Raw genomic sequence first — 11682 nt, 5'->3', positions numbered from 1 at the left:
AGGCGCTTTAGCGCCATCATCGCTTCAACACTTACCCTAAAATTCTAAGCAACATTATCTTAAACTTGAATGACACGAAAGCCTCACGATCAATTTGCCAAGCAATACCTAGAGGAATTATTAGCCCCTCTAGGAAACGTCGAAACCAGTCGGGAAATATCCCCCGAAATCCGCCAAGTTGATGTTTGGTTTGTACCCACACCATCACCAGCAACCGCACCCGAAAACCTCGGATTACTGGGACGAATGGCAACAACCGCCTGTCTATTAGAACCCTTCCGCAATCCACCCAGCCCCGCCGAGGTACTCGACTGCCAAAGCAAGTTAAACTCAGTACGCAGTGAAATGCGGCGAAAAGCCAGACGAGAACGGACTTCATTTCCCGACACCGATTGGCCCCACTTGTGGATTCTCTCACCCTCTTGTTCCACACGATTATTAAACGGATTTGGTGCAAAACTCAATCCGTCAGGAAACTGGGGAGACGGTGTATATTTTATGCCAGAGTTCCTGAAAACAGGATTAATCGCCATCAACCAACTGCCCGTCACTGAAGATACACTATGGTTAAGGGTTTTGGGAAAACGCGGAACTCAAAAGCAAGCGATTGATGAATTGGTCGCTTTACCCCAACAAAACCCCTATCGGCAGACAATTCTACAGATTCTGGCAAACTGGCGTATAACTATCAACGAAAGCGACAATTTAAGTGAACAGGACAGAGAATTGCTTATGAACTTATCACCAGCTTACTTAAAATGGCAAGAACAAACCTTAGCACAAGGCAAGCTTGAAGGACAACGCCAAATGGCAGAAAACTTCATGCGAGTGCGATTTGGTGAACTTGACCCAGAATTAGCGAGTGCGATCGCGCCCATGTTACAATTGCCCCCTCAGGAGTTGACTCGGCTATTATTTAACCTTGAACGTGAGGAACTCTTACTATGGTTTGGTAATCTGCCGATTCGAGACGAAACCTCACGACAAGAAACCATAGAACGGTTTTTGAGAGTACGATTTGGGGAACTTGACCCAGAATTAGCGAGTGCGATCGCATCAATGTTACAATTACCTTCCCAAGAGTTAACTCCCCTACTAACTACCCTTTCCCGTGAGCAATTGTTAGAACGGTTTGGTGTAAACCCAAATGACGAATAACCAATAGATAATAGGAACTTAATTGTATTCCTTATCAAGATGAAGTCATGCCAAAAACGCGACTGAAATTATATCGCCATTGCAACGCAGGACTCATCCCAATTTGACCATCCAACGGACTGGTTAAAAGACGTGACCACTCATTGCTATTAGGGAATCGCGCCAAATCCTTCTGCATCTCGATCACCCAGTTATCAGCCGCATCGATAACACCCAGATAAAACGGCTGAATAGAGTTTATTTTTTGTAATGATTCAATATCTGATCGGGGAATGGATTCAGCATCTTTGGCAATGCGTTTTTCATTAATTTTCTGAAAATCTTTATCAGCCTGCTGAATATAACGGTGTACCGATGTCGCATCCTGAAGACAGTCCAGCAAACGCAGGAGTTGTTTGGCACGCCAGTCACTTTGATTCACATAAGCTAGAAATCGAAACACCTTTTTTGCCCAAGATTCATTTTCTGTTACCAACCACTCCCGATGCTTTTTAGCAATTTGGCAAAGTCGATAATCCGCTAGCTGGGTTTTATAGAGGTACTTAAATTTAATAATTTGCAGTCTCAAGGGTGGCTTTTTCTTAGCAGTTTGGTAGTCAGTGAGCAGAACCAGCACATCATACTCAGAACCGAGTAATCTTTCATAAGCAGAGAAAAAAGGTTCGCTGGTACAGTAGTTTTCTGAAGGGGATTTAATGCCCAGATCCAAATCAGGAAAGTCCACTCCTCGCGCTGGATTAACCCGTAATGGCGGTATCTCAAGACCTTGAAATATGATTTTTTCGAGTACCGCGATTAACAACATTTCAATAACACTACCAATTGTCTTACCATCTAAATTAGGCAGTGTATGCTGAGTTCTTAACTGCTCATACCATTGGGGCAGTTGTCCGCCTCGTCCCACACGAGTTAATACGTCTGCTAATTGTTCCGTGTTTTCTCCCTTTAAAGCGCGATTAACTTCCTGAATTGTTGTATCCAGTGATCCCCTTAATCTGGCGCGTAATTCTTCTTTAGCAAGCATCGTTTAGAGAGAAAAGTGATAGTTGTTCAAATTTAGGTGTTTTCAGTTGGACAACCTTATTTTCTAAAATACAATCCATCACCCACCCAGCCATAACTGGGGGAATAGCATTGCCGAAAAGAGCATATTGATCATAGATCGATATCCCAGTACAATGTTGATCTGGAAAGCCCTGAATGCGAGCATATTCTACATTAGTCAAACGGCGGAACTGATTACCAATTTTATAACGTTCATAGTGGCGACTCGTTGTTGAAGTAAGCGTGGGTGCAACACCATCAATGCCAAACACAGTGTAACCCATTCGCGCTCCTCCACTTTGATTGTAGAGAATTTGTACACCTTGAACGAAATCATTCACTGGGGTACTATTTTGTAAACGGTTTAACGTGGACTCAGTAAAATCAAATTGGCAATCGACATCTGACTCAAGAACTGTCCGTAAGGGTACAATAGGCGTAGCTGGATAAAATTGAGCAAAATTGTAACCGAAAAAACGACCTGTTTGGGCGAGTCCCCACGTCGGAAATCTAGTGCCATGGTCTTTGATTTTTGTCCATCGTTCAACATTAGTCAAGGTGTGAAACATTGAGTCGGATAACTCAGCGATATTTTCAGTTGAAGCAAGTCGGATATTGGGGTAATTATCCTGTGTATCCTTTCCTAAAACACCTAAAATGACCACTCGCTGGCGATTTTGGGGTAAACCAAAATTCATGGCGTTGACCAAACGCCACTCAATTCTATAGTTTAAATTTGCTAACTCATTCAGTATCGTGGCAAAATGCCCCCCTTCCTCCATAGACAGCAAGCGTTTAACATTCTCCAAGATAAAAAACTTAGGCTTGTGGTTTTGCAAGACATCAATAATGACTTGAAAAATATGACCGCGTGGATCTCGTACTCCCTTTTTTTTGCCAGCACTACTAAACGGTTGACAGGGAAAACCAGCCGTTAACAGATCATGATCTGGAATTTCATCAACGAGTTGATAAATATCACCGGGATATAATGATGTCTCTCCAAAGCGATCGCGGTATACTTGACAGGCTTTCGGACACCGATCATTTGCCCAGATTGTGGCTATATTTCTCTGATCCGCAGCAATCCGGAATCCTCCAATCCCGCAAAATAACTCAACGGTTGTCCAGATAGGTGACTCAGGCATAGGATGGATTTGAATGATATTCTTGACAAATGACCAATAACTATTCCCTTAACTCCTTAGCATCTGCCAAAACCGGATTAATATCAAACCAAGACTCGCCGCGATCGCGATATTCAAACACCAGCCGACTATAAATTAATTTCTGATACCCATCATCCCCACTCACTTTCTTCCGTTCCCGAACTCTCCGCAATAACCCCCATTCGTGATCATCAATAGTAAGCGTCATTTCATTGCGACGGCTGCGAATCAAACCCTCTAACGTTTCACCAGTCAACCGCCCTTGTTTGAGATCCTTCTTCAACCACTGGATCAACAGTTGTAATAAATCCCGCACATGACCGCCACTGACGCGGCACAATCGGTCTAAACTCTCCGGATGGTCAAAAATGTCATTTACCCGATTTAACCGCCCTTGTGCGTCCAAATCCGGCAACGCCCGCGCCAATACCATCTGTCGCAGTAACGCCATCCCCTCCTCACAGTCACTCCCATCCACCTGCTGCACCTGTACCATAGGCAAAACCTTGGGTTCTTCCTTGTATCGCTGGGTTAACCGCGCATAGGTATCAGCAAACTTTAACGCCAAGGGCATAGTATAAACGACATGGCAATTAAACTTTTGCAAATATTCTGCCTGATCAATAAAAATATATTCCTGTTGGGATTTTCCCCAACCTTTGGTTTGCCCCTCAATTCGATCCAAGTTATCCACAATCACAACTAATCCCCGTTTTCCCTGCTGTTGCAATTGCGCGATCGCAGGTTCAATTAACTCCTGATTAATCGCCGCTAATAACTCGGCTTTCTTAGGTCCCAGAAACTGATTCAGGCGTTCTCGCAATCCCGAATCCGCTCGTGCCTTAGCCGTAATCTTACCAATCCCAAACGCCAAAGACAACGCCCCTTTATCATCTGCCTTCACTTTCACCTCAGGAACCCCTGGCATTTTCGGCAAGCCTAACTCCACCTCCGATAAATCATACTCCGTCTGCAACAATTCTGCCGTCCGTTTCAGCAACTGCTTCAAACCCTTAGGTTCCGCGATCGCCACATCTGCTAAACTCTGACTAATCCGCCGTGCGATCGCCAGTAACACATCCGCAATATCCACATCCGCCATTTCCAAGTCATCACTGGACTCAAAATACACAACATGGAACCCTTCCGCCTCCAATTCCGCCTTCAGCCGCAGTAACTCTGTGGATTTGCCACACCCGATATGTCCCGTAAACAAATCACAACTTGGCTGATTGGCATAGAATATGGTAATATTCTCCTTTAACTCCTCAATAATCGTCCCACCCCGAACCGGAGAGAAGTCGATATAGTATTTGCGATCCTCTGGATCAGCAATATTAATCGTCTGACCAGGATTTGTCGCCTGAAAAAATACCAGTAAATCTACACTCATAAGTAGGTGGACACAATTAAAGTTAACGGTTGAGATTAGGGAACTCTTAACTGGGAACTCTTAACAGTAAGGGTTTGAGGGCGGTTTACTTGCACTTAATTAGCGTGCCATTTTATGCCAGTCCGACTACTTACCCCTATTGCTCGGATAATGGTTTCAGCGTTGTGCAGTAAGCCCGAATTAAACAACCAATGACGAATGACAAATGACTCACTTCCCCATTAATACCTGTTCATAAAGCTCTCCCGCCCGTTTCCAGGTATATTTTTTCTCAACCAGCGATCGCCCGTTGTCGGAGAGTTGTTTGCGAAGCTGACGGTTCTCGAATAACCGACTCACCGCATACACGTATTCAGCCGTATCATTTGCCCGTAATGCCCGCAGGGGGACATCTCCACCATCGACGGGCAATCCTTCCAAACCGCGATCGCTTGCCACCACCGGGACTCCTGCTGCCATGGCTTCTAGGGTTTTGTTTTTAATCCCATAGCTAGTCCGCAGGGGAATCACACAAACTGTTGCCTTATGCAAATAGTCTACGGTTGAACTCACCCGCCCTGCCACCGTAATTCCCGGACGTTCCTGCAACTCTAGCACCTCAGGTACAGGGCGTGCGCCCACGATTTCTAGGGTTGCTTCTGGATACCGTCGTAAAATCTCTGGGAATACTTCTAAGCTGAAGAAACGCACCGCATCAACGTTTGTCGGGCTATCCATGACACCCACAAACACTAATCGCTGTCCTCCCGGATCAGAGACTCGCTTGGGAAACTGCTTAAAATCAACGCCATTGGGAACTAAGGTAATCTTGCCCTCGGGTTCATAATCCTCAATCTGACGCCGATCTTTGGGAGTGGCGACGACAATATTGGTAAACTTGCCACAATATCGCTCTTCGTAACGGCGCAGTAGAGGTAAATTTAATTGCTCTCGTAGCTGCTTATCCGCTGGTTTGCCGTCTAACTGATGGCGCTGCTTGCGATAGAGGGAACTATGAATGTTGACGACGGTTCGCAACTTCTCTCGCCATTGGGGGCGAACATAAATTTCATTCATGCTATGTTCGCAGGTGATCACGTCAAAGTTTCCTGACTCTATTGCCTGGTTCACCCATTCCTGCATTTCCGGGGAGTACTGTTTTAAGACACTTTGAGGCGTTCCTTGTTGCAAGAATGTACTCAAGCGCTGCACTTTTGACCGTAGTCCACTGTTGTTCTCTGAGTTGTTGGGTTGAGGGAAAACGATGAGTTGTTCGACCCACTCCTGCAATTTTTCCACCTCAGTCTCGGAAATATCATCAGTGCGTTGAGTCACCAGAGTAATCTGATGACGCTCACTCAGAGCCTTGAGTAAGTTAAACGTTCTAACCTCAGTTCCGCCGTTAGTGGGTGGATAGGGAAATGTGGCAGAGAGGATGAGAATTTTCATAACGCTTCAAATTCCCCCCAAAATGGTCATAAATTCGGTTTTATCGGGATTAATGATGAATTGAGATGGCATTTATTAAAATTTGCTGGTGAATTATATCTATTTCATCAAACAGTTTTACCTTATTATATAAACATTTTGATGTTTTAATCATAAAATATTTATATAGATAATTTATCGTTAATTTTCGATCACAAATTATTGACAGGCTATTCCTTGAGGCAGATATCTTCAATGGAAATTAAGGGTAGAAGGGTAAGCTGTCGCGGATTAAATATGCATACCCCTACACCCCACACCCCACACCCCACACCCCCTACAGCTATTTGTTTGTTCACTTTGCACAAATGACTTGTTCATAAAGCTGGGCGGCTCGCTCCCATGTATAATTATTCTCAATAAACTGGCGTCCATTTTGTGACAATTCCTGCCTCAGTTGAGACGCTTCAAATAAGCGAGTCACGGCATCAACATACTCGGAAACTGAATTTGCCCTCAATGCTCTCAATGGTACATTAGGACTATCAACCTCCAGTCCTTCCAAACCGCGATCGCTTCCCACCACAGGTACGCCCGCCGCCATCGCCTCTAGGGTTTTGTTCTTAATCCCATACCCCGTTCGCATCGAGACGACGCATACCGTGGCTTGATGTAAGTAGTCTGCCATAGAAGGCACCCGCCCGGTTACTGTAATTCCGGGACGATTCCCCAGCGCCGATACTTCAGGGGTGGGACGTGCGCCAACTAGGGTTAAGGTTGTGTCAGGATACCGTTCTTGAATCGCGGGTAATATGTCTAAACTTAAGAACGTCACCGCATCAATATTGGCTAAATTATCCATCGCGCCGATAAACGTCAAACGATGTCCACCGGGATCAACGGTTCGATAGGGGAATTGGCTAAAGTCTACACCATTGGGAATCACAGCAATCTGACTGGAGGGATTATAGGATTGAATCTGTTGGCGGTCCTCATCCGTGGTCACCACAATATGAGAGAATTTAGCACAGTAGCGCTGTTCATAGCGATACAGTAGAGGCAGATTCAAGCGATCGCGCCAGAGATTCTCACTTGTACCCGTTTGCAACTGATTGCGACAGGAAGCGTACACCGAACTGTGAATATTGACAACCGTTCGCAGTTGTTCGCGAAACTCCGGACGCACATAAATCTCGTTAACGCTATGTTCGCAGGTAATCACATCAACGTTATTCTTCTTGACCCACTGATCAACCCAATCCTGTAATTGTGGAGAATATATCGAGAGGACACTAGGAGGAGTCCCCTGGAGCAAAAATCGACCGAAGCGCTTTACCTTACCGAACCATCCTCCCGGAAGACTGGAAGTTGTGGGACGGGGAAAAACGACCAACTCAGCCACCCATTCTCGTAATGCTTCAACTTCAGCATCAGTTACATCGTCAGCGCGTTGAGTGAGTAGGGTAATCTCATGTCCACTGAGATGTTTGAGTAAGTTAAACGTCCTGACCTGAGTCCCTCCTTGGGTTGGGGGATAGGGGAACGTAGAAGAGAGCATCAAAATCTTCATGGGTGATTGGTGAGGGTTTAAGGCGTGTATCCAAAACGTAACCTATTTTAGTTTTGATCAAGCCTGTAGAATATCAATAATTCTTCCCTCAAAACATACTTTATCAATTGGGTGAACTGATATGGGATCATCTACCTCGATAAACGCCAAACGGCGATCGGCTCATTTCCGGCAATGGCTGCCCATTAGCTTAATCGGATTAATCGCCGCAACCCTCTATCTTTACCAACTAGCAGAAGAAGGATTCTGGATTGACGAACTCACCAGTGTTACCGACATTCAAACAGGACGGGGATTACCGCCGAACAACCTAATTCGTCCCCTCTATTATATGCTGCTGAGTATCTGGATACAGGTTAGCAATCATGATGCTTGGCTGCGAGGATTAGCCGTCCTTTTTGCGATAACAAGTGTTTTCCTTGTCTATCAGCTAGGTCGTCGTTTAGCCGGAGAAGCAGAAGGCTTAATCGCTGCCCTCATCTTGGCACTTTCACCCCTATTCATCAATCACGCCCAAGAAGTACGCATGTATACCATGAGTACTTGCTTGGGGTTAGGCGGTACCGTGGCGTTGACCTACGCCCTGATGAGTGAGCCAGGGAAGCGTCCGAGTTTGGCATCAATGGCTGGGTGGGCAGGTTTGCGACTCTTAGCCATATTTACAGTACCGCTTAATCTGACGTTACTGATACCGGATATCCTGTTAGTGGGATGGAGATTCCGCAATCAACGCGCCGTGTTGTTCGATTTTGGTAAATGGCTACTGCTGATTGTGGTTTTGTGGTCTCCAGGTGTATTGTCTGTCGTTCAGATGGCGTCTCCTTCATCCTCCTACGCCCAGCAAGGACATGTCGCGGGGAGACGCACCCCCCATTTGATTGATCTTGTCCGCACCTTGAAGTTTTTTACAGTTTGGCCCTTCTCGGTGCACTCGAATGCGATCGCCGCCTGGTTTTACAAGTTATTTACGGGACTATTGGCGGGCTTATTAGGTGCGGCGCTGATCAAAAATAAACATCACAATTCATCAAAGCTGTTTTGGGTCGCAGCATGGGCATTTATTCCGCTCGGCTTGATATTTGGGTTTTCGTATATCTCAATGTCCCTGTGGGTAACCCGCTATTTGTTATTTGTCAGCCCTTACATTTTCATCCTACTGGCAGCAGGTTTGATCAGAGTATGGCGTCAGTGGCGAATCGTGGCGATAGCCATTGCGGTAGCCTATACAATAGCCGTTGTCGGTGGATTGGTACGCTACTACACCGTTCAAGATCGACCCAATTATAAAGCCGTTGTCCAAGTAATTAACACCAACGAGCAACCGGGTGATGTAATTATTTGGTCGATGTATTATGACAAGGCGCTAGCCCATTACTATCAAGGTTCCGCCCCAGCTCATCAACATATCCTTCCAAGTACTTTAGAGACATCCGATCTGGAACAGTTGTTGAGTGACTTACCACCAATTGAGTCACGCTTTTGGTTAGCGACTCAAGTGTCTTCCCAGAGTTCTCCACTATTAGAGACATTCCTGGCAGAAAACTTCGATATCCTCACCCATAAGTCATTTGCTCAGAAGTTAGACAATGATGGAAGCATGGAGGTTTTCTTGTTGAGTCCGCGTTCTCCGGATATTGAGACAAATAACCAATGACAGACAAAGAACCATGCACTTTTATTGTGCCGAATTTTGCTTGGCTTGAACCATCATCCGCACAACCTCAGGCATTTTATACTGCGCTTGCCATCCGAGTTTTTCTCTGGCTTTGGCAGGATTTCCCCGACTGACCGCTAAATCGGTTGGTCGGAACAAACTCCTATCCGTAATCACATAATCTTGCCAATCCAAGCCGACCGAATCAAAAGCCGCTACCACAAACTCTTCTAAGGTGTAACTCTCTCCTGTGGCAATCACATAATCATCGGGTTCTTCTTGTTGCAATATTTTATACATCGCCTCGACGTATTCCGGTGCCCATCCCCAGTCGCGTTTAATGTCAACATTGCCTAGATAAAGCTTTTCTTGGCTACCTTGGGCAATGCGAGACACGGTTGCAACAATCTTTTGGGTTACAAATCGTTGGGGTCGCAGGGGAGATTCGTGATTGAACAGAATACCGGAACAAGCAAACAACCCGTAAGCTTCCCGATAGTTTGCCACTTGCCAAAAGGCAGCCGATTTGGCTACCGCATAAGGACTTCTGGGGCGAAATGGAGTGGTTTCATCCGCCGCTTCTGTGCCAATATCGCCAAAACATTCACTCGACCCCGCATTATAAAATTTAATTGGCTCACCCGTAAACCGAATCGCTTCTAAAAGATTTAATGTACCAATAGAAATACTTTCTAGGGTTTCTACGGGTTGTTCAAACGACAAGCCCACCGAACTTTGTCCCGCTAAGTTATAGACCTCATCGGGTTGGTTTTTCATCAGGACTTGCAGCACACTGCGAAAATCAGTGAGGGCGGCGGATTCTAGTTTCACTTGGTCACGGATACCCAAACGAATTAGATTCTGAAAGGAGGACATTTGAGCATCCCGTGATGTACCACAGACGCTATAACCTTGGTTGAGAAGTAATTTAGCCAGATAAGCGCCATCTTGACCGGATACGCCACAAATTAGTGCTTTTTTCATGATTGGTCATTGGTCATTGGTCAGGGAACAGGGAACAGGGAACAGGGAACAGGGAACAGGGAACAGGGAACAGGGAACAGGGAACAGGGAACAGGGAACAGGGAATAGGGAACAGGGAATAGGGAACAGGGAACAGGGAACAGGGAACAGGTAAGGTAGAGTTTTGAGTTAACTTCCTCATCTTCCTCATCTCCCCCATCTCCCCCATCTTCCTCATCTCCCCCATCTCCCAGACGTAGCATGCTACGTCTCTACTTCCCCAGCTTCCCCAGCTCCCAGACGTAGCATGCTACGTCTCTACATGTTCCCTAATCATTCAGCCCTCATCTTTGGGTTTAAGTAGCATAGCTTGAATGGCGGCACTTAGGTAACCAATCTGCCCGTAAGCATAAACTAGATTATCAAACCGTTTGGCTGGGTCAGTCAAATGTTTCGCGGATTTGTAGAGTCCCCGGGCTATGCGTTCTCCTCCTCGTCCTAACTGACGTATCCCGGTTCGACCTGCGACTTCTTCGCGATAACATTCGCTAATCCCTTGCCACCAGCTACGCTGCAAAAACCAGCTTGCTTTGAGGCGTTCTGGGGCGACGTTGTGGGCGGCGACAGCACCGGGGAGATAAGCGACTTGCCAACCCTGTTTGAGGGCAAGTTCAGTCATGTATAATTCTTCATTGGATAATAGTTTTTTACCTTGACGCCCTAAATTAGGATCAAAGCCGCCAATTTGTTCTAGGAAGGTACGCCGGATTGAGTAGTTTAAGCCTCTGGGCGTTAAACCAGGTTCTTTGATATAAACGACGTGATCTCCGAGATCATAAAGTCCTAGATTGCCAGCGAGTTCTGGGGATATCCAGTTGGGGGGTTCGACGCCGGGGGGCCAGATTAGGGTGACTTTACCGCCAGCGATTGCTAATTGTTCATTCTGTTGATAAGCGTCTAGGAGAACGCTCAACCATTGGGGACTGGCGACGGCATCATCATCTAAATAGGCGAGAATGGGAGCGGTGGTTTCCTGTGCGCCAGTGTTGCGGGCAACGGAAAGACCAATGACGGGTTCGTAAACGTATTTTAGCTGAGGATGAGAGATACGGGCTTCAACAATCTCACGAGTGCGATCGCTCGAGGCGTTATCGACCACTACGACGATAAAATTATCACACTCTTGGGCTAATAGGCTATCGATGGCAGCGCCTAGATAAGCATCTCGGTTGTGAGTACAGATAATCGCAGCAATCTGAGGCGTTGGCATAACTGTCGGGATGAGTCGTCGCTAGGGAGTCTAAACAGCTCTGTTGTAACACAA

The 11682-nt window shown here is 46.1% G+C and carries 10 protein-coding genes; 2 read left to right on the top strand and 8 right to left on the bottom strand.

What is annotated here, in order from left to right; translation table 11 throughout:
• Positions 1–69: 69 nt before the first annotated feature.
• Positions 70–1158 carry a hypothetical protein gene (locus tag RIE73_RS24035; protein WP_446403582.1) on the top strand — a complete coding sequence of 363 codons (1089 nt, stop codon included), beginning with the start codon at positions 70–72 and terminating at the stop codon, positions 1156–1158.
• A 34-nt stretch (positions 1159–1192) separates the two neighbouring features.
• Here the strand turns inward: RIE73_RS24035 and RIE73_RS24030 are convergent, their stop codons facing one another.
• From RIE73_RS24030 to RIE73_RS24010, 5 genes are all read right to left on the bottom strand, one after another.
• A complete protein-coding gene (locus RIE73_RS24030) occupies positions 1193–2182 on the bottom strand; it encodes a hypothetical protein (RefSeq protein ID WP_446403581.1) in 990 nt (329 codons plus the stop codon).
• Positions 2172–3350, bottom strand: coding sequence for a DNA cytosine methyltransferase (locus tag RIE73_RS24025; RefSeq protein WP_446403580.1), 1179 nt, complete (start codon positions 3348–3350; stop codon positions 2172–2174). The genes RIE73_RS24030 and RIE73_RS24025 overlap by 11 nt, the downstream gene beginning before the upstream one ends.
• Positions 3351–3390: 40 nt before the next feature.
• The gene (locus RIE73_RS24020) at positions 3391–4764 is read right to left on the bottom strand and encodes an ATP-binding protein (RefSeq protein WP_446403579.1); all 1374 of its coding nucleotides are present in this window, start codon (positions 4762–4764) and stop codon (positions 3391–3393) included.
• Positions 4765–4974: 210 nt separating this feature from the next.
• The gene (locus RIE73_RS24015) at positions 4975–6192 is read right to left on the bottom strand and encodes a glycosyltransferase family 4 protein (protein ID WP_446403578.1); all 1218 of its coding nucleotides are present in this window, start codon (positions 6190–6192) and stop codon (positions 4975–4977) included.
• Positions 6193–6526: 334 nt separating this feature from the next.
• Complete coding sequence (locus RIE73_RS24010) at positions 6527–7741, bottom strand: glycosyltransferase family 4 protein (protein WP_446403577.1); 1215 nt, start codon at positions 7739–7741, stop codon at positions 6527–6529.
• Between the two features lie 121 nt (positions 7742–7862).
• Here RIE73_RS24010 and RIE73_RS24005 point away from each other — a divergent pair, with 121 nt between their 5' ends.
• The gene (locus RIE73_RS24005; RefSeq protein ID WP_446403576.1) at positions 7863–9395 is read left to right on the top strand and encodes a glycosyltransferase family 39 protein; all 1533 of its coding nucleotides are present in this window, start codon (positions 7863–7865) and stop codon (positions 9393–9395) included.
• A gap of 21 nt (positions 9396–9416) precedes the next feature.
• Here the strand turns inward: RIE73_RS24005 and RIE73_RS24000 are convergent, their stop codons facing one another.
• From RIE73_RS24000 to RIE73_RS23990, 3 genes are all read right to left on the bottom strand, one after another.
• Positions 9417–10379: a GDP-mannose 4,6-dehydratase gene (locus RIE73_RS24000; protein ID WP_446403575.1), complete on the bottom strand. Its 963-nt coding sequence runs from the start codon at positions 10377–10379 to the stop codon at positions 9417–9419.
• Between the two features lie 20 nt (positions 10380–10399).
• Positions 10400–10621: a hypothetical protein gene (locus RIE73_RS23995; RefSeq protein ID WP_446403574.1), complete on the bottom strand. Its 222-nt coding sequence runs from the start codon at positions 10619–10621 to the stop codon at positions 10400–10402.
• A 74-nt stretch (positions 10622–10695) separates the two neighbouring features.
• Positions 10696–11628, bottom strand: a complete 933-nt coding sequence (locus RIE73_RS23990) for a glycosyltransferase family 2 protein (RefSeq protein ID WP_446403573.1) — start codon at positions 11626–11628, stop codon at positions 10696–10698.
• Positions 11629–11682: the final 54 nt, after the last annotated feature.

Source organism: Coleofasciculus sp. C1-SOL-03, from assembly GCF_040220555.1.
Taxonomy (GTDB): Bacteria; Cyanobacteriota; Cyanobacteriia; order Cyanobacteriales; family Coleofasciculaceae; genus Coleofasciculus.
This window is presented reverse-complemented; position numbering and strand designations above follow the sequence as displayed.